The sequence below is a fragment of the Pseudomonas brassicae genome, from assembly GCF_010671725.1.
Taxonomy (GTDB): domain Bacteria; phylum Pseudomonadota; class Gammaproteobacteria; order Pseudomonadales; family Pseudomonadaceae; genus Aquipseudomonas; species Aquipseudomonas brassicae.
In genome coordinates, this window is record NZ_JAAHBU010000097.1 from 12,762 (window position 1) to 31,529 (window position 18,768).

Sequence of the window (18,768 nt, forward strand, 5' to 3'; positions counted from 1 at the left end):
TGGCGCATGTGCAACGCGCCTGCGCGCACTTGCCGCTGCACATCGTGCAACTGGTGGACGCAGCGCCCGTGCCAATGGCCCTGGCACACCAGTATCAGGAACAGCAAGGGGTGCTCGGCGCCTGGATGCGTGAGCGTGGCTGCAAGGTGGTCGTGGTGCGCCCGGATCACTACGTCTACGGCACTGCCGTGTGCAGCGAGCAGGCGATGGCCTTGGTTCAGCGCCTGCTCGCTGCGCTGGACGCCTGAAACCGGGGGCCCGTGCAGCCACGATCTGCACGGGCGCCTGGTGCGGTCAAAGCTTGAACTTGCCCACCAGCGTTTGCAGATGCCCACCCAGGCGCGCCAGTTCGATACTCGACGCGGCGGTCTGCTCGCTGGCAGCAGCCGTCTGCTCGGACACGTCACGTACATTGAGCACACTGCGGTTGATTTCCTCGGCCACGGCGCTCTGCTGCTCCGAAGCGGTTGCAATCTGCAGGTTCATCGACTCGATGGTTGCCACCGAACGGGTAATGTTCATCAACGACGTACCCGCACGGCGCGTCAGCTCCACGCTGTTGGTGGTCAGTGCGCGGCTGCGCTCCAGGATATCGCCGACCTGTTGGGTGCCACGGTGCAAGCCGCCGATCAGCCCCTCGATTTCTTCGGTAGAGGTCTGGGTGCGCTGCGCCAGGCTGCGTACTTCGTCGGCGACCACTGCGAAACCACGCCCGGCTTCACCGGCTCGTGCCGCTTCGATGGCCGCGTTCAAGGCCAGCAGGTTGGTCTGCTGGGCGACCGACTTGATCACATCCAGTACCGTGCCGATCTTGTCGCTCTCGCGCTTGAGCCCGGCCATGGCGTCGGTCGAGTGGCCAACCTCGATGTCCAGGTGGGTAATCTGCTCGATGGCCTGGTTGACCACGGTGTCACTGTCGCGCGCCTCAAGGCCGGCATTGACCGCCGCATTCGACGCCTGCTCGGCACTGCGTGCCACTTCCTGTACGGTCGCGGCCATCTCGTTCATGGCCGTGGCCACCTGATCGGTCTCGACCTTCTGGCTGTTGACACCGGCATTGGTCTGCTCGGTCACTGCCGACAACTGTTCGGCCGCACTGGCGATCTGCACCACACCGTCGCGCAGGCCGCCAATCAAGTCGCGCAGGTTCAGGGTCATGCGCTGCATGCTGGCCTGCAACTCACCCAGTTCGTCGCGCCGTGATACTTGAATATCCTGGCTCAGGTTGCCACCGGCCACACGCTCTGCACTTTGCAGTGCTTCTTTCAACGGCAGCACGATCAAACGGGTGATCAACCAGGCGGCCAGCACACCGAACATCAGGGCCAGCACCGCAGCGAAGATCAGCCGCTCGATCGACGAGCGCACTTCGTTGTCACGCTTTGTCGATTGGCTGTCCGACAACTGCCCACAGGCTTCGAACAGGCTGTTGATGTCTGCATCGAGCACGCTCAACGCCTGGCTGGCCTGGGCATCGTTGCGTGCCTCGATGGCGCGGGCATACTCCTGGAAGTGCGTACGGTAGCGTTCTACCGCACTGTCGGCCTGGGCTATCCAGCGCAAGTCGTTGGCGGCGCTGAAGGTGGTTGCCAGCGTATCGATCTGCAGATTGAGATCATCCATCACCTTGACCACCAACGCCGCCTTCGCAACATCGGGGGACACGCTGTAGTTCAGGCGCGCGATGCGCATGTCACGTGCCACTTCGTTGATGCTGGCGATGCTGCTGAGCTTGGCACTGCGTTGGCCAAGGCCACTCAGCCCCCCCCAGCCGATCCCTGCGATCACGACTGTCAGCAGTAGCACCAGCGCAAAGCCCAGGGTCAGTTTGGACCTCACACTTATATCGGCCAACACTTTGGCAATTGCGTCAAACATCCGTGTAACCCTTCTATTGGTAGTTCTTGAAATAGTTATTACCGGGCTGTACCCGCAGGGTACCCGGCAGCACGAGGCAGGGAGTAGCGTCGCGTCCACGGGGGCAACGGTACTCTGAAACTTGCGAGGAGATAACACTGTCGCGGGGGCGCTTAACTTGCGTAAAACCCTTGAAAAAGAAGGATAAATTCCAGGTTCAAGATGTAACGCAGGGCACGTCGCGACGCGTACATGGCATTGAGCCATTAATGGCGCGGGAATATACATCCCCGGGAAATTCGTGACAACAAATGAAGTAACAATCTGTGAACAATTTTATCCGCCAATTGTAATCAAGCACGGACGTCCCAGCGCCCGTGGTGATTGCTTACTGCACAGTAGAGTGCTGCCCCAGCACGGCATCGGTGACCCGGCTCAGGGTTTCACCGATATGCCGCCCCAGCAGCGCCAGGGCCATTTCGCTGTCTCTGGCCAGCACGGCATTCATCAACTGCTTGTGTTCATCGTTCTTGTGGCGCTCGACCTTGCGCCGCACGCCGAAAAGCGCCGGTAACGCTCGGCACGGTCGAACAACGAGTCGATGGTACGCAGCAACAGGGTGGAACGGCAGGCGGAGAACAGCGCGAAATGGAACGCCTTGTGCCGCTCTGACCAATCGTCATCCAGCGCAACCGGGAGGCTGCCGAGTTTCTTCTCGACCAGGCCCAAGCGATGGTAGGCGCCAAGCACATCGGCCTCCCAGGCGTCGTCGCCATGGGCAATGGCATCGGCCAGCGCCTCGCGCTCAAGCAGGCTGCGCAGGTGGGTAATTTCCTGAAAGTCCTTGACCGACAAGCCGGCGACGCGAAACCCCTTGTTCTCGCTGGCTTCGACAATCCCCTCCTGCGCCAGGCGGTTGAGCGCCTCGCGAATCGGCGAACTGCTCAACCCATAGGCCTTGGACAGTTCCGCCACCTTGAGTTTTTCGCCTGGGGGCAGCTCGCAGCAAATGATGGACTTCTTCATCTGCTGGAGCGCGACCTCGATCAACGACCCGCCTTGATTACTGAGCATGTGTTTGGTCCGGTGAATAGTGCACTGATCGAGATTTTATGCGCAAAAAATCCTTTGTGCAATTTCAAGCCTTGCCAATCGTCGCTGCGGCATTGCCGAAAGCTGTAAGCGCTTTTTCCTTGACTTTGAAAAAATCCGGACTTACTTTTTGTGCACAAATTGATTTTTAGGGCAAATTAAAATGAATCATGCACAAAAAAATACTCACATCCATCGACAGCCTGCTGCGGGCCTGAGCACCGCCGTCACCCTCTACAGGAGCCACGCCAACGCCAGAGCGATGCCCATCACTGCCGCAAAACGTAAATCGATTCGCTTCAACAACAATAAAAAAAGCAGAAGAGGTTTTCATGAAAATGCCGCAAAGCCGCCCCGGCTGCCCGCCGCGCATGACCCGTATCACCGGCTCTGCCCTCGCCTTGTGCGCCTCGTTCAATGCCGGCGCCTTCACATTCGAAACCGGCATCCCCGAGCTCACTACCCGGTGGGATAACACCCTCAAGTACAGCAACGCGTTCCGGCTCAAGGGTCGCGAAGACAATGTCGCCGCCGGCCCCGGCACCTCGGTGCCAAACCCCAACATGGACGATGGTGATCGCAATTTCAGTAGCGGGCTGATCTCCAACCGTCTGGACCTGCTTTCGGAACTGGATATTCGCTACAAGGATGTGGGGGCACGCTTGAGCGGCGCCGCCTGGTATGACGCGGTGTACAACGACGGCAATGACAACGATTCGCCGGGCACCGCCAACGCCTTGAGCGTGCGTAACGACCGCTTCACCGATGACACCCGAGACCTGCACGGGCGCAAGGGCGAACTGCTCGATGCCTTTGTCTATGGCGCGCGGGATGCGGGCAGCACACGGCTTTCGGGGCGCCTGGGGCAGTTCACGCAGATCTACGGGGAGAGCGTGTTCTTTGGCGCCAACGGTATCGCCAACGCGCAGTCCACCGTCGACCTGGTCAAGCTGCAATCGGTACCCGGCTCGCAGTTCAAGGAAATTCTCCTGCCGACCAAGCAGGTGTCGGGCAATTGGCAGCTGAGCGACACCATCAGCGTGGGCGCCTACTACCAGTTCGAATGGAACAAGACCCGCCTGCCCGGCTCCGGCAGCTATTTCAGTGGCGGCGATTTCGTCGGCGATGGCGCCGAAAGCGTGTACTTCCCCACCGGCCGCCTGACCCGCGGCGCGAGCATCAATGCCAAGGACTCCGGGCAATTCGGCGCCCAGTTCAAGTTCAGCCTGGATGACTGGGAGTTCGGCCTCTACGCGGCCAAGTATCACGAAAAAACACCGATCTTCTACTTCCGCCCGGCGGCGCTGATCCCCGGCAACGATGACAGCTACGTGAATGTGTATGCCGAAGATGTGAAGGTCTACGGCGCCAGCTTCAGCACCCTGGTAGGCGAAGCCAACGTGGCCGGGGAATTGTCGATGCGGGTCGATACACCGCTGGCGCCCACCGGCGGCGTCGTGGTGGCCGGGATGGGGGCCGACAACGACAGGCACGCCGCCTACCCGATTGGCGACTCGCTGCATGCGCAGGTTTCGATGATCAACATCTTTGCCGGCAACAGCCTGTGGGATGGCGCCTCACTGGTCGGCGAGCTGGCCTTCAACCGACGCTTGAGCGTGAAGAAAAACGCCGATCAACTCGACCCCAACACCACCCGCGACGCCTATTCGCTGCGTTTTACCTTCGAGCCCCAGTACTTCCAGGTGATGCCTGGCGTGGACCTGCAACTGCCCATCACGGTCGGCTACACCCCCTACGGGCGCTCGTCGGTAACCCCCCAGGCGTTCGCGCCCGAGCATGGCGGCGACATTACCGTGGGCCTCAAGGCCGACTATCAGAAGACCTGGTATGCCTCGCTCAGCTACACCAATTTCTTTGGTGATGGCGGGCCGATCATCGACCAGAACAATGCTTACACCTTCAAGCAGACCCTCAAGGATCGTGACTTCGTCGCCTTCTCGATCCAGCGCACGTTCTGATGCCCGCCTTGCCCCGGAGAACCACCATGAAACAGCACGCTCCCCTCGTTTCCCTGCTGCCCCTGCTCAGCCTGGTGTGTGGCCAGGCCCTTGCAGCGGTAAGCGCTGAACAGGCCGCTACCCTCAATAGCAGCCTGACGCCCATGGGCGCGCAAAAGGCCGGCAACGCCGACGGCAGTATCCCGGCCTGGACCGGCGGCCTGACCAAGGATGTGCCCGGCGCCAAGTTCGGTGACGTCCCGGCCGACCCGTTCCCCGGCGAACGCCCGGTACTGCAGATCAACGCAACGAATGCCGCGCAGTATGCCGAAAAGCTGAGCGAAGGTACCCGCGCATTGCTGCAACAGTACCCCGACACCTTCCACCTCGATGTCTATCCCACCCACCGCACTGCCGCGGCCCCCGCCTGGACCTACGCCAACACCCTGAAAAACGCCACCGATTGCCAACTGACGCACAACGGCTTGTCGGTGCAAGGCTGCTATGGCGGCGTACCGTTCCCGATCCCGGCCAACGGCAGCGAAGTGATCTGGAACTTCCTGCTGCGCACTGAAGCCGAGTCCATCCAGCACGGCTACCGCAACATGATCGGCAACTCCGACGGCAGCCGTACCCTGGCTAGCCGCGGCGTGGAGAACTGGCAGTACCCGTACTACTACAAGGACGGCAATGCGCAGAGCTGGCCCGGCCAGTACGTGCTGCTGCGCTTTCTCACCAATGAACCGCCGTTCAAGGCCGGTGAATCGCTGGTCACCCATGACAGCATCGACGCCGCCAGCCCCCGCCAGGCCTGGCAGTACCTGGTGGGGCAGCGTCGCGTGCGACGCGCGCCCACCGTGGGCTACGACACACCGGACTTCGTCGCGTCGGGGGCCAACTACTTCGATGAGGTACACGGTTTCATTGGTCACCCGGACCGCTACCAGTGGAAGCTGATCGGCAAGAAAGAACTGTATATCCCCTACAACCTCAACGCCTTCCATGCTGCCAAGCCAGAGGAGGTCTACACCGAAAAAACCCTCAACTCGAACAAGATGCGCTGGGAGCTGCACCGGGTCTGGGAAGTGGAAGCCACCGTGGCACCTGGCAAGCGTCACGCCGTGCCCAAACGTCGCTTCTACATCGACGAGGACAGCTGGACGGTTTCGCTGGTGGATGGCTATGACGCGCAAGGCAAGCTCTGGCGTGTAACCCAGGCGCTGCCCTTCGTGGTACCGGCAATCCCTGCCGTGGTGGTCAAGCCAGTGGTCATCTACAACCTGCAGGCCAAGACCTACAGCATGGTGCAGGGCCTGAACGGAGAAACCTACAAGGTGGTGGAGCGCAAGCCGGAGAACTTCTTCACCGGCAACGCAGTGGCGTCAGGCTCCGTGCGCTGAGCCCTAGCGCAGCACATGAGGCGAGCAGCGTGCCCGCCTCATCCCACGATTGTCGAGGTAGAAATGGCCACACACATCACACTACACGCGCGTGCCGCGCGCACGCTCGTGCCGCTGGCCCTGTGCGCCCTGAGCCTGGGCGCAGTACCCGCCAGCGCCGCGCAGACAGATGCCGCCCTGTATGAACGCCCGGCCTTGCACAGTGAACTGGCGGCACGTTCATTGATGCTCGACGTCACCCGCGCCGGCGAGCGGTTGCTGGCGGTGGGTGAGCGCGGCTTCATTCTGCGCTCGCAAGACAACGGCCTCAGCTGGCAGCAGATGCCCTCCCCCGTCAGCGTGACCCTCACCCAGGTAACCTTCGCCACACCGGATCAGGGCTGGGCCGTTGGCCATGCGGGGGTCATCCTGCATAGCGCTGATGGGGGCCGCAGTTGGATCAAACAGCTCGATGGCAACCAGGCTGCGCAGTTGGTCGTCGACGCTGCGACCCGCGCATTGGCCGAGCGACCCGACGAAGACACCCGGCGCCAGCTGGACGCTGCCCGCCAACTGGTGGAGGACGGCCCTGACAAACCGTTTCTGGCCGTGCATTTTTTCGATGCACAACGCGGGTTGGTCGTCGGTGCCTACGGGCTGGCCCTGGCGACAGTCGATGGGGGCCAGCACTGGCGCTCGATCAGCCAGCAGCTCGACAATCCTTCAGCGCTGCATCTGTATGACATTCTCCAGATCGACGACACCCTGTTCATCGCTGCCGAGCAAGGCCTGCTGCTGCGCTCGAACGACCAGGGCGAGCACTTCAAGGCCATCGACACGCCAGCGACCGGGACCTTTTTCGGCCTGCTTGCCGGGCGCGGGCAAACGCTGCTGGCGTTCGGCCTGCGCGGCAAGATCCTGCGCTCCGAGGATTTGGGCGACAGTTGGCAACGCATCACCAATGACCAGCCGGCAACCCTTACCGCCGGTGCACGGGCCAGCGACGGCACCTTGCTGCTGGTGGACGAGACTGGCCGCGTACTGCGCAGCCAGGACGACGGTCGACACTTCAGCGCGGCCCCCACCCAGGCCAGTTCATTGACCAGCCTGAGCGAAACCGGCGACGGCCGCTTCATGCTGGCCGGTGTGCGTGGCCTGAGCGTTTTCTCCCTGCAAGATGGCCAACGGAGCAGTGCCCGTGAACAGTAAAGTGACCGCGCCTGACGGCACCACCCTGCTCGACCTGAAATCCTTCAACAAGCACTCCGGCAGCCTGATCGAACGCTTGCTGTTCAACCATCGGGGCCTGGTGGTCGCGTTGTGCCTGCTGATCAGCGCCGTGCTCGGCTGGCAAGCAACCGACCTGCGCCTGAGTGCCGCGTTCGAAAAAATGATCCCGGTTGGCCACCCCTACATCGAGAACTATTTCAAGTACCGCGGCCAACTCGGCGAAGGCGGCAATACCCTGCGCATCGCGCTCAACAGCAGGCACGGCAGCGTCTTTGATGCCGACTACCTCGACACGCTAAGGCGCCTGAACGACGAGCTGTTCCTGCTTGAGGGCGTTGATCGGCCTTACATGAAATCGCTGTGGACCCCGGCCACTCGCTGGATAGGCGTCACCGAAGAGGGCTTCGACGGCGGCCCGGTGATCCCCGACGATTACGATGGCTCCACGACCAGCATCGACCAGGTGCGGCAGAACCTCGAGCGTTCGGGGGAAATCGGCCGGCTGGTGGCCTCTGACATGCGCTCCAGCGTGATCCTGCTGCCACTGCAGGACACCAGTGCCCAAGGCAGCGCGCCACTGGACTACCACGCGCTGTCTGCGCGGCTGGAGCACTTGCGCCAGCAGTATGAAAGCGACAAGTACCAGATCGTGATCACCGGTTTTGCCAAGGTGGTCGGCGACCTGATGGAGGGGCTGCGGCTGATGCAGGTGTTTTTCGCCGCCACGCTGGTGATCTGCGCCCTCGTCCTGTTCTGGTACACGCGCTGCGTGCGCAGCAGCTTGCTGGTACTGAGCTGTTCGCTGATTGCGGTGGTGTGGCTGATGGGGCTGCTGCCCGTGCTGGGCTATGCGCTGGACCCCTACTCGATACTGGTACCGTTCCTGGTGTTCGCCATCGGCCTGAGCCATGGCGCGCAGAAGATGAACGGCATCATGCAGGACATCGGCCGTGGCGCCGACAAGCTGATCGCCGCGCGTTTTACCTTCCGCCGCCTGTTCCTGACCGGGTTGATGGCGCTGATGGCCGACGCCGTGGGGTTCGCCGTGCTCATGATCATCAACATCCCGGTGATCCAGGACCTGGCGGTGACCGCCACAGTGGGTGTGATGGTGCTGATCCTGACCAATCTTGTGCTGCTGCCGATTCTGCTGTCTTACACCGGCGTGAGCCTGAAGGCGGCCAGACGCGAAGCCGAAGCCGAGCGCCTGGCACTGGGGGCACGGCACCATCGGCGTCATCCCCTGTGGTCGTTTCTGGACCGTTTCACCGAGCTCAAGTGGGCGCGCCTGGCCATCGGCATTGCCGCGTTGCTGGGTGCGCTGGGCTTTGCCATCAGCCTGCACGTCAAGGTTGGCGACCTGAACCCCGGGGCGCCGGAGCTGCGCGCCGACTCGCGCTACAACCGCGACAACGCGTTCATGGTCGGCAACTACGCCGCCAGCAGCGACAAGTACGTGGTCATGGTGAAGACCCCGGCCTTCTACTGCGCCCACTACGACACGCTGGTGCAGGTGGATGCACTGGAGGCGCGCCTGCAGCAGTTGCCGGGTGTGGTCTCCACCAGTTCGCTGGCCGCCTTGAGCAAACAGGCGGCTGCAGGCATGAACGAAGGCAGCCTGCGCTGGTATGAAATACCCAAAAACCAGGGATTGCTCAACGCGATCATCACCCGCGCCCCGCGCGAGTTGTTCAATCAGAACTGCGACCTGCTGACGGTCAATGTGTTCCTCAGCGACCACAAGGCCGACACGCTGACACGGGTAGCCCAGGCCGTCGAGCAGTTCGCGGCGCAGTACAACACCGCCGACCTGCAGTTTCTGTCGGCCGCCGGCAACGCGGGCATCGAGGCGGCCACCAACATCGTGGTCAAGCGGGCCAACCTGCAGATGCTGCTGATGGTCTACGCCGCGGTGATCGTACTGTGCCTGATCACCTTCCGTTCATGGCGTGCGGTGGTGTGCACGGTGCTGCCACTGATGCTGACGTCGGTCTTGTGCGAAGCGCTGATGGTCGGCCTGGACATCGGGCTGAAGGTCGCCACCCTGCCGGTCATCGCGCTGGGCGTAGGCATCGGTGTGGACTACTCGCTGTACATTCTCAGCATCACCCTGGCCCACCTGCGCCAAGGCGCAAGCCTGTCCAACGCCTATTACACCGCGCTGTTGTCCACGGGCAAGGTGGTGGTACTGACCGGTGTGACCCTGGGTGTAGCGGTGGCGACCTGGGTGCTGTCGCCGATCAAGTTCCAGGCAGACATGGGGATTCTGCTGGCGTTCATGTTCATCTGGAACATGCTGGGTGCCTTGATTCTCACGCCTGCACTGGCCCGGCTACTGCTCGAACCCGCCCAGGGCAAGGTCGACGCAGCAGCGGCGGGCTGAGCCAGGTGCCACGTCGCGGCAATCACCTCACCCATGCCAGCAGCGGTACCACCCCTGCTCCTGGGTTATCCGCAGGTCGGTGTTGTACAGGGCAGAAAGCGATTGGCTGGTCAGCACCTCGGCCTTCGGGCCATCGGCGATGATCTGCCCTTCGCTGAGCAGCACCACACGCTCGATCTCAGGGATGATTTCGTCGATGTGGTGCGTGGTGATGATCATCGCGTGGTCGGCTGCACAGAAGCTGCGCATCAGCTTGAGCATGCCCAGGCTCGCGCCCATGTCCAGACCGTTGGCCGGCTCATCCAGAATCAGCGCACTGGGCGTGTGGACCAGCGCCCTGGCCAGCAGCAGGCGGCGTTTCTGGCCGGTCGAGAGACGCTGGAACATGACCTGCTCGTAACCCGCCATCTCCACGGCGGCCAGCAAGGCACGGGCCTTGTCGAGCTGCTCGGTGCTGGGTTGCAGATGCCCATGCGCGCCGATGGAACCGAAGAACCCCGATGTCACCACATCCAGCGCCGGGGTAAACGGCGTGTAGTCTTCCTGCAGGTCCTGGGAGATGAAGCCGATACGGCTGCGCAAGTCCCACAGATTGACCGTATCGCTACCGAACAGCTTGAGGTGGCTGCCCTCGCGCTCCACCGGGTAGATCTCCCGCGTGATCAGCTTGAGCAGGGTGCTCTTGCCGGCACCGTTGGGGCCAAGGATGGCGACCTTTTCCGTGCCGCCGATGGTCAGGGAAAAATTGTCCAGTACCCGGTGTTGCTGCTGGAACGCGGTTACGTTGTGAAATTCGATCATGTGCCACTCTTCGTCGAGCAGTGGAGGACGGCGCGGGGCCGGTGCCTGGGCATGATGAAGTCATCTGCAGCCTGCTGCATCCGATTTTTCAACTCACAGCATGGGATCGTGCGTTTCCCTCTCATCCACCACAAGCAACCTGCGCGGCAACATGAAGCCGTGAAACGGACGCTGCGTGAACGGATTGAGCGTCTTCTGCGCGGTGATCCGATAGCGCATCATGCCGTCCGTGATGCGAAAGCTCAGGTCCACCCCGGTGTCGCTACGGCCATTGAGCTGGCCCCGGCTGAGCAAGCGGAACAACGACCACGGCCCCTGGAAACCAAGGCTGCTGCTGTTGCCGGCGGCATGCACCAGCGTCAGCCTGCTACCGATGCTTTCACCCAAGGTATTGGGCCAGATCAGCCCGATACGATTGCCTGGCCCATGGCTGTACGAGATCAACTGGCCATCCAGCCCGAGCACGCTGCTGCGCTTGTTGCCACTCAACCCCAAAGGTTCAAGACTGAACTGCACCCCCAGTGCCCCCTGGTTGTTGAAGAACGTCTCGCGAATGCGCTCTGCCGCCTGCATCTGCTCCAGCACCTCGTTGCGAATCAGGTAGCCGCCGCGGCTATCGGAATACAGCGCATCGAGGTTGTCGCGGATGAAGGTCTTGAGGTACTGGTCATGAAACTGCTGCAGCCGCCCCGTCGGCCCGAAAAACGCTTCGAAATCCTCCAGTGAGGCATCACTGCCCGCAGGATTGAATGGGTAGCGACCAGCCAGACGCTGCTGGTAGAAGCGGTAGACGTCCGTGTACCAGAGCTTTTCCAGCTCACGCAGCGCCTCCACCATCAGCACCTGCGCGGTCTGATCGGCAAGCTTTTTCACCTGCTGATTCATCGGTTCAGGCAGCCCGGCGGCCACCCGCTGCAAGATGCTGATGGGGTCTGGCCCGGTCAGCGAGAAACGCGACAGCACGCTGCTCAATGCCGCCCGACCACGCTCGGGGCTGTCCTGCACGGCCTTGGCATAGGTGTAGACTTCGCTCACCGCACGCAGTGTTTCATCGTAGTACGCAGGCTTGTCACCTTTGGCCGAGAGCAGGTCGGACAGCCCGGAGAATGCTCGCTGTATCGCAAGGGGCTGGGCCCGCCCCTCAGCCTGCACCATGGCAGTCATTGCCGAGGCCTCTCCTCCTGCAGCCACCGCGGCAGCGGCAAGCTCGCTGTTGTCGCGTACCGACTCCAGCAGGCGACGCAGCGGCGCTGCCGGGCCGGTCACGTGCTCCAGGACGGCCACGGCCTGCTTCAGGTCCTTGAAGTCGGTCACCGCGAACTGATTCAGCGCACGCTGCCAGGTCTGCACGTAGTCGGCGACATAGAGTGAGTGCAGACGCTCAGCCAGTGCCTTGCGGTCGGCTTCGCCATAGTCGAGCTGCCTGCGCTCACCCAGTACCCATTGATCGATCATCGCCAGCTCGGTGACGTTTTCGCTGTGTGGCTCAAAGTACGCCTTGTAGCCTTTCGCGGTCAGCAATGGCGGCAACACCGTGCCACCGCCCTCGGCGTGCTTCGACTGCACCGGCCGATAGACGATATCGAACGCCGGGCCGACCTCGTTGCGCAGGTCCAGTCCCGTGTCCAGGTGTTCGTGTGCAGCCTGCTTCAAGGTCATGTACACACGCTGCTGCAGCGGGATCTTGCGCAGCACCTGTTGGACCTGAGCGACACGTTCACGGTACTGGGGCAGGTCGGCATCGGCGTACTTGAGGGCGTACTCGAGGTGGCGCATCAAGGCGGCCTGCACCTCACCCTGGCCTGGATAGGCCACCTGCCAGGTGCGCGCCATCCACTCCTGCACAATCTTCGGGCGCCGGTTCTGCCGGTCTTCGAGCATCCTGTAGACACGCAAGGCTGCGAGTTGCTGATTGCTGCCTTCAGGTGCGGCGTTCATCGCCTCGATCACCCCTCCTGCGATTGCGGGCAGGAAGCGCCGCGACAACAGGTTCAGGTACGCCTGGTCGACCATGGGGCCAATGGCTTTGCCCTGGTACAGGCCGAAGTCGGCCACACCGGGCCAGACGCTGCGATAGTCGCCAAACACCGCAACGGCATCATGGATCTGCTCCAGCGGCGCCAGGAGGTTGCCCCCGGTGACATCGACACGGGTATCGATGTCAGCGGCGCTGAATGCATGGCTTTTGCTCAGCACACTGTCGGCCTTGATGCGATTGACCCCGAAATAGTGCTGCCAGAGGCCGACCGACAGCACAAGGCCAAGCCCCGCCACCCCGGAACTGGCCAGCAACAACCGTCGTTTGCCGGTGGCCACCTTGATGTTGTCGCCCGCCAGGCCCGCTTCCGGGTAGATCGCTTGCTGAAATACCTGTTGGGCGAAGTAGACCTGGGCAGTGCCTTGCGGCTTGGACTGCGTTACGGCCGGCGCCACCCCATGCGGCTGCGCTGCGGCCATGACGAAGGCATTGTGGGTCTGCCCTTGCTGGAGCACGGACGACAGGAACACCCCCACGCACCAGCGCCGGAGTGGTGAACCGATCGCTACCCAGCATCTCGCCAAGGAAGTTGGCCAGCGTCGGGCTGGCGCCAGACAGCACGCCCAGCAGCGAGGTCATGCACCGACGGGTCGCCACATCCTGAGCGCGGCTCATGACATCAATGGTCTGTTCGCTGAGTACGCCAACGAACTGTTCGAAGCGCTGCGCGAACTCATCGAGCCAGGCGTCGTAATCCGCTACCGCGTCCAGGCTGAAGGAGAAGCCCATGACCGCTTCACGTGTCGCGGCGGGTAGCTGAGCGAACAGCTCTTCGAAACCCTCGAGCAAGTCGACCTTGCTCAATACCACATACAAGGGCAGGCGCGTGCCCAGTTGGTGCGTGAGCTCGTACAGCCGGGTGCGCAGAACATGCGCCAGCGCCTTGCGCTGCTCCGGGCCACGCTGCAACAGGTCGACAATATTGACCACCAGCACCACGCCATTGAGCGCCCGGCGGCTGCGATGCTCCGTCAGCCAGTGCAACAGATGCGACCACAGCCGAGCCTGGGTGCCGACCGGCAGCGCGGGGCGGCATTTGCGCCTGGCCTGAATAGCCGGCTGCGCCGCCACGTGCTCGTCGCCTTCATGCTGGCTGATGAACTCGCCAGGCGGGTCAATGAGCAATGCCTCATCGCCAATCCACCACTGCACCGGGTAAGCACGTTGTTCGTCCTGGGCAGCACGCCCCGGCTTGGTCACCCGAGTAAGGGCAAACTTCTGGCTCGAGCGGGTAATGAAACTGGTCTTGCCGGCATTCTCCTCACCCAGCACCACGTACCACGGCAGCTGGTACAACGATCGGCGACCGCCTGCATGGTTGAGCAAGCTGGCCAGGCTGTTGTTCAGCGCCCGCTCCTGGGCTTCGACATACGGCAGGCAAGGGTCTGCGGCGACCGCCTCGGCATGCTGGCGCTCGGCATGCAACTGCCGATAACGGCGGTGCATCAGCAATGCCCAGAACACGCCCGGAACCAACAGCACAAGCACCGACGCCAGAACCCGTGCAGACCACGCCACCAAGGGCGTGTGCTGCTGCCACACCCAGTGTGGCCCCAACCACCAGATAGCGGCGAGCAGCATCAGCACGCCGATCAACATCAGCACCAGCGCCGCAGAGCGAAGCTGATGCACAAGCGGGCCGCCCCAACGTTCGAGGTGTTTCGCGAAATTCCCCATGATGATGCTCCTACCCCTTCATTCCTTGATCGGCCAGGTTCAAGCCCCCGCCATGCTTGGCGATACGTTGATAAAGATCGGGTTCCCAGATGTGCGCAGGCGTGGCGGCCATGAGCCGTGCGGCACTGGCGTACAGGTCTTCGGCGAGCCACGAGAGCCCCTTGGCACTGAGCAGGTCGGCGGCAATCACGCTGGCATGGCAACGCTGGCGCGGGGCGCCGTACTCCGATTGCAAGGCCTGCAGGCGCAACAGGGTGACCTCGACCCCATCACTGTGCATCTGCGTCACCAGCTCTTCACGCAGGTCCGCGAACTCCGCTGCCGGGGCATTCGAACTGCCCCCGCACAGGCTGGTGGACAACCAGGCACGCGTCTGGTCGTCGACAAAAGCCGAGCCATCGCTGAAACACAACGCCGTCAACGCCGGCACGCGCTGAACAAAGCGCACGGCGCTCTGGCGAATGGCTTCAGCCACACTCTCCATTGCCAGGCGTGTGGCAACAGTCGCCGCCAGGTAGCTGCCGCGCAGCCAGAACGGTGAGGCAACCACGCTCTTCTCGATGCGCAGCAGCAACGCAGGCTCGATGGACGAACCGCCAAGGGCTTCCTGATAGCCTTCAGCAACCTCCTTGGGTACGGCGGGCAGTTCAGTGCAGCGGTCCCGCTTGATGGCGGGGGCAGCCTGCAGATGGGCCCACAGGGCAAACCGTCGCAACAGGTAGCCGGTCGGGTCGTAAAGGTCTTGTTGGTTGACCAGCTCTGCCATGCTCAGCAGCGCTCGCCGCGTTTCGCGCTCGCCGCCCAGCGCACCGACTTTTGGCACCACACCCAAGGACTGCGCCAGCGAGCGGCTGGATGCAACCGGCGCAGCTTGCGCCTGCCGTTCGCGTGGGGCGCCCGCTCGTTCAGCACTGCGTGTCAACACGCGCTCAAGCTCGACCAGCGCCGCCTGGTCCAACTGCGTCCTGGCGGCGCAGCGCTTCAGACGTGCCACGGCGGCTACGGCAATGGCGTGATGCTCACTGCTGAAAGGGGTGGGTTCAACTATCGACATCGCCTCGCTCAGCCGCTCAAGCAGCAACGTGACCTGCTTGCGCTTGGCCAGATAACCCGTCGGGCCGGGCTTGGGGTGCGAGGTTTCCCAGTAGAGCTCGACCATCCCCGCCAGCACGCTGACCGCATTGCTCCACTGAGGCCAGCGAGGCTCGCGCAGCCATACCGTCAGCAGGTGCCCGACGATCCGGAACTGTTTGCATTGGGTAGTCAGGTAGTGACGCGATGCTTCTTCGATGTACGGCCAATCGATACTGCCCTGATGCAGCCCGCCGAGCTTGACCATCTCCTGATCAATGCCTTGATAGGTTTCGTCTTCAACATCGAACAACCCGGCGGGTACGTGCGTGTCTACAGGCGCCAACAGTTCGGCCACCACGGCCGGGAGATGCGCGCCAATCACCAGTGACATGCCCTGCGCTCCTCTTTGATCAGCGGCGCCAGACCGTCTGCATCGAACAACAACCCGTCCAGGCTGGCCTCGTCACTGCGCACCTGAATGCGACTGCCGCTGCCCAGGCGCTTGATCAGGTCGACCGCCGGCAGCCCGCGCCCGGCATCCACCACCACCCCACCCTCAAGCACCCGCCAGGGACGTGCCTGCGAGACGGCGCGACCATCGAGCAGTAGCTGAATTTCTGCCGAATGACGCGCAAGGGGCGCATCCAGCAGAAGCTGCAATCGCGAAATGTTGGACTGGCAACTGATGGCCAGGTAAACCCGCTGATCGGCCGATTCGATGGCCGGTGCTGAAATCATCACCTGCTCCAGCGCAGTGACAGCGCTTTCAGGCGTGATCGACATGACGAAGCCTGACTGCCCCGTCTGGCGCCTGGCCTCGTTGGCCTGCAGCAGCGTGATTGCGGCCGGCACCGTCCTTGTAACGGCGCCGGCCTTGAGTGCCGGGATGACAATCGGGGTGCCGGCAGCCTGATCAAAGCAGGCAAGGCGCTCCAGGGACGAAACGATGCGGGTGCAGCCCCGCTCCGTCGCAGGTGTTGCTGCAACCGGCCCACAGCAGAGCAACGTGCCAGCGATCACACAGCCAATGTAGCTATTCATGGACAGCAGACTCCAGACTCCATTTCTGACACTTGCGTGCCAACGTTCGCTTGGGCATCCCCAGGCTCTCGGCCGCCCGTCTGCGTGAGCCGCCAAGCTGCTGCAAACGTGCATCGATCATCAGGCGCTCGAAGGTTTGCAGGGCCTGCGGCAGATCGTCGGTTGCCAGCAGCGACTGCAAGGCCTCGCCATCGCTCGATGAGGCCGCCCGCATTTCATGCCCGGGTGCCAGTGCGTAGCGCATGAGTTGCCGCAACAATTGGTGCTCGATCGGCTGGCCGCAAGGCGTTCGCTCGCAGGCAGCCAGTACAAGGTTGCGCAGCTCGCGGATGTTTCCCGGAAACGCATAGGTGCACAGCAACTGCAGGCTCGCGTCGCTAGCCCCGGCGACAAAGCGGCGCTCCTGGCCGTTGTGCTCACGCACCAGCGCGGCAACCAGGGCGCTCAGGTCGTCACGCCGGGAACGCAGGGTGGGCAGGCGCAGGCTCAACTGGCAGAGACGGAAGTACAGGTCTTGTCGAAAGCGGCCCTCGCGCACCCGCTGGGACAGCGTTGATGGGTTGCGCAGAGCAGGCGGAAATCCGAGGTGCGCTCCTCGACCGCCCCGACAGGTCGGTACTTTTTCTCGTTCAGCAAGCGCAGCAAGGTGCCCTGAAGGGCCAATGGCATATCGCCGATCTCATCCAGGAACAGCGTTCCGCCATCGGCTGCAGCTACCAGCCCCTTGCGCGCTTCTGTAGCTCCGGTGTAGGCACCGCGGGTGCAGCCAAACAGCTCAGCCTCGATCAGATCCTTGGGGATGGCAGCGCAGTTGACCGGAACGAATGCGCGGCCACTGCGCGAGGAGGCCTGGTGGATCAACCAGGCGGCGTGATCCTTGCCAGTACCGGTTTCGCCCGTGATCAGTACGGCAAGCTTGGACTCTGCCAGCAGCACGAGTTCGTCGCGAAGCTGCCGGGCTATCGGGCTATCGCCCACGAATTCGCGCCTGATCAGTGTTTGTGCTTCAAGGCGCTGCGCCTGCACGGACGGACCGGGTGCAACCCGGCCGTGTCCAGCCTGACGCCCGGCCAACGTGCCAATCAGACACTGGTACACCGCCATGACGGCAGCCCAGGCTCGATCATTTCGCCATGCACGCAGCGCACTCGCCTCGCCACTGAACAACAGCACCCCACGCGGCTGACCATGATCATCGAGAACCGGCCACGCAAGCAGTGCCGATCGCTCGCCCAACAGGGCGCGCAATGCGTCGAAATCCGCTCCCAGGCCGAGCAACCCGCAGGCCTGCTCAACGAAGCAGATCTCCCGGGTGTGTATGCAGTACCACAGCGGGTTATCAAGCGTCGGCCGAGAGACAGGCGGTACGGCCTCAAGCGCCAGCCCCTCACTGGCTACCGCGTGCAACTGTTCGCCCAAGGCATCGCACAGGTAACAAAGAGCAGTTTCAATCTCACTGTACAGGCGCACGCCTTGCAATAAACGCACAGCCAACTCGGTGGCATGCCCGGCATTGGCTAACGCCTGAACAATCCCTGCCAACCCTGCCGCATCCATGAAAAACCCTCGCACCACACCGCACTTCATCTATGAAAAACCTGTCATCTTTCCGAGGGCACAAACACCCCCTGAAAGTGCATAGCAAAGATTAACTTATCAAGCAGTTGATCAATCAAAACCCTTGAAGGCCGCGCACTCTACCCTGCCCACAAGCACACCGACAAACAAATATTAACTTACACTTCAGGCACTTAAAAACCCTCTTGATTTCGTAGCATTTATATCCATCAGCCACAACAAGCAGGGAATAAAGCTCAATTAAGCAACAACAAAATAAGAAAATTCCTACATACAGAATAAGTCCTACAAGAAAAACAGAAAGCCAAGTAGGCCACAAGCAAGCAAGCGGGGAAGTACCGTACTTGCATGCGCCAATCATCAAGAGGGAATTTTGCATGTCGAAACCCATGGGGTCTGTTGCCCCCAAAGAACGCATCAACATCAAGTACGTGCCTGCCACGGGCGATCAACAATCGGAACTTGAACTGCCACTCAAACTGCTCGTTACCGGTGACTTCAAGGGCCAGCCAGAACACGTCGCGCTGGAGGAGCGCCAGGCAGTACGCATCGACAAGGACACCTTCAACGAGGTGCTTGCCAAGGCCGGGTATCCAGTTGACGATGTCGGTGCCGTCAATGCTCAGCAAGGATCCGCAGGCGCAGTTGCCCGTGCACCTG

14 protein-coding genes and 1 pseudogene are annotated in these 18,768 nt (G+C 62.2%); 6 read left to right on the plus strand and 9 right to left on the minus strand.

Annotated features, from left to right (window positions below; translation table 11 throughout):
- The first annotated feature begins 8 nt into the window (after positions 1–8).
- The gene (locus tag G3436_RS27430; protein WP_243667056.1) at positions 9–248 is read left to right on the plus strand and encodes a hypothetical protein; all 240 of its coding nucleotides are present in this window, start codon (positions 9–11) and stop codon (positions 246–248) included.
- Positions 249–294: 46 nt separating this feature from the next.
- On the opposite strand, the gene G3436_RS08125 is transcribed toward G3436_RS27430, so the two are convergent.
- The 3 genes from G3436_RS08125 to G3436_RS08135 form a co-directional block, all read right to left on the minus strand.
- On the minus strand, positions 295–1,878 hold the full coding sequence (locus G3436_RS08125) for a methyl-accepting chemotaxis protein (protein ID WP_163943384.1): 1,584 nt from the start codon (positions 1,876–1,878) through the stop codon (positions 295–297).
- A 486-nt stretch (positions 1,879–2,364) separates the two neighbouring features.
- Positions 2,365–2,931, minus strand: coding sequence for a GntR family transcriptional regulator (locus G3436_RS08130; protein ID WP_243667057.1), 567 nt, complete (start codon positions 2,929–2,931; stop codon positions 2,365–2,367).
- A gap of 166 nt (positions 2,932–3,097) precedes the next feature.
- The gene (locus G3436_RS08135; protein WP_163943386.1) at positions 3,098–3,283 is read right to left on the minus strand and encodes a hypothetical protein; all 186 of its coding nucleotides are present in this window, start codon (positions 3,281–3,283) and stop codon (positions 3,098–3,100) included.
- 37 nt (positions 3,284–3,320) lie between these two features.
- Here G3436_RS08135 and G3436_RS08140 point away from each other — a divergent pair, with 37 nt between their 5' ends.
- The 4 genes from G3436_RS08140 (at position 3,321) to G3436_RS08155 (ending at position 9,899) form a co-directional block, all read left to right on the plus strand.
- Positions 3,321–4,928, plus strand: coding sequence for a DUF1302 domain-containing protein (locus G3436_RS08140; protein ID WP_243667060.1), 1,608 nt, complete (start codon positions 3,321–3,323; stop codon positions 4,926–4,928).
- A gap of 26 nt (positions 4,929–4,954) precedes the next feature.
- Positions 4,955–6,307 carry a DUF1329 domain-containing protein gene (locus G3436_RS08145; protein WP_163943393.1) on the plus strand — a complete coding sequence of 451 codons (1,353 nt, stop codon included), beginning with the start codon at positions 4,955–4,957 and terminating at the stop codon, positions 6,305–6,307.
- A gap of 63 nt (positions 6,308–6,370) precedes the next feature.
- A complete protein-coding gene (locus tag G3436_RS08150) occupies positions 6,371–7,495 on the plus strand; it encodes a WD40/YVTN/BNR-like repeat-containing protein (RefSeq protein ID WP_243667058.1) in 1,125 nt (374 codons plus the stop codon).
- Positions 7,485–9,899, plus strand: coding sequence for an efflux RND transporter permease subunit (locus tag G3436_RS08155; protein ID WP_338001218.1), 2,415 nt, complete (start codon positions 7,485–7,487; stop codon positions 9,897–9,899). Before G3436_RS08150 ends, G3436_RS08155 begins: the two co-directional genes overlap by 11 nt.
- Positions 9,900–9,926: 27 nt before the next feature.
- Here the strand turns inward: G3436_RS08155 and G3436_RS08160 are convergent, their stop codons facing one another.
- The 6 genes and pseudogenes from G3436_RS08160 to G3436_RS08185 form a co-directional block, all read right to left on the minus strand.
- Entirely contained in the window at positions 9,927–10,700 is a 774-nt protein-coding gene (locus G3436_RS08160; protein WP_163943399.1) for an ABC transporter ATP-binding protein, read from the minus strand.
- 93 nt (positions 10,701–10,793) lie between these two features.
- Positions 10,794–14,415: pseudogene (gene tssM / locus G3436_RS08165) on the minus strand (type VI secretion system membrane subunit TssM).
- Between the two features lie 10 nt (positions 14,416–14,425).
- Positions 14,426–15,880, minus strand: a complete 1,455-nt coding sequence (gene tssA / locus G3436_RS08170; protein WP_163943407.1) for a type VI secretion system protein TssA — start codon at positions 15,878–15,880, stop codon at positions 14,426–14,428.
- The gene (gene vasI, locus G3436_RS08175) at positions 15,868–16,530 is read right to left on the minus strand and encodes a type VI secretion system-associated protein VasI (RefSeq protein ID WP_163943410.1); all 663 of its coding nucleotides are present in this window, start codon (positions 16,528–16,530) and stop codon (positions 15,868–15,870) included. The genes tssA and vasI overlap by 13 nt, the downstream gene beginning before the upstream one ends.
- Positions 16,523–17,068, minus strand: a complete 546-nt coding sequence (locus tag G3436_RS28495; RefSeq protein ID WP_163943412.1) for an AAA-type ATPase lid domain-containing protein — start codon at positions 17,066–17,068, stop codon at positions 16,523–16,525. The genes vasI and G3436_RS28495 overlap by 8 nt, the downstream gene beginning before the upstream one ends.
- Positions 17,017–18,117 (minus strand): sigma-54 factor interaction domain-containing protein, encoded by a 1,101-nt coding sequence (locus tag G3436_RS08185; RefSeq protein WP_163943414.1) that lies wholly within the window; start codon positions 18,115–18,117, stop codon positions 17,017–17,019. Before G3436_RS08185 ends, G3436_RS28495 begins: the two co-directional genes overlap by 52 nt.
- A gap of 335 nt (positions 18,118–18,452) precedes the next feature.
- On the opposite strand from G3436_RS08185, the gene G3436_RS08190 reads away from it, so the two are divergent.
- On the plus strand, positions 18,453–18,768 hold a 316-nt coding region (locus G3436_RS08190), incomplete at its 3' end, for a type VI secretion system contractile sheath small subunit (RefSeq protein ID WP_243667059.1).

Coding starts and splice junctions, on each gene's coding strand:
- G3436_RS08125 (WP_163943384.1), bottom strand. CDS start 1,878: ATGTTTGACGCAATTGCCAAAGTGTTGGCCGATATAAGTGTGAGGTCC.
- G3436_RS08130 (WP_243667057.1), bottom strand. CDS start 2,931: ATGCTCAGTAATCAAGGCGGGTCGTTGATCGAGGTCGCGCTCCAGCAG.
- G3436_RS08135 (WP_163943386.1), bottom strand. CDS start 3,283: ATGAAAACCTCTTCTGCTTTTTTTATTGTTGTTGAAGCGAATCGATTT.
- G3436_RS08140 (WP_243667060.1), top strand. CDS start 3,321: ATGACCCGTATCACCGGCTCTGCCCTCGCCTTGTGCGCCTCGTTCAAT.
- G3436_RS08145 (WP_163943393.1), top strand. CDS start 4,955: ATGAAACAGCACGCTCCCCTCGTTTCCCTGCTGCCCCTGCTCAGCCTG.
- G3436_RS08150 (WP_243667058.1), top strand. CDS start 6,371: ATGGCCACACACATCACACTACACGCGCGTGCCGCGCGCACGCTCGTG.
- G3436_RS08160 (WP_163943399.1), bottom strand. CDS start 10,700: ATGATCGAATTTCACAACGTAACCGCGTTCCAGCAGCAACACCGGGTA.
- tssA (WP_163943407.1), bottom strand. CDS start 15,880: ATGTCACTGGTGATTGGCGCGCATCTCCCGGCCGTGGTGGCCGAACTG.
- vasI (WP_163943410.1), bottom strand. CDS start 16,530: ATGAATAGCTACATTGGCTGTGTGATCGCTGGCACGTTGCTCTGCTGT.
- G3436_RS08185 (WP_163943414.1), bottom strand. CDS start 18,117: ATGAAGTGCGGTGTGGTGCGAGGGTTTTTCATGGATGCGGCAGGGTTG.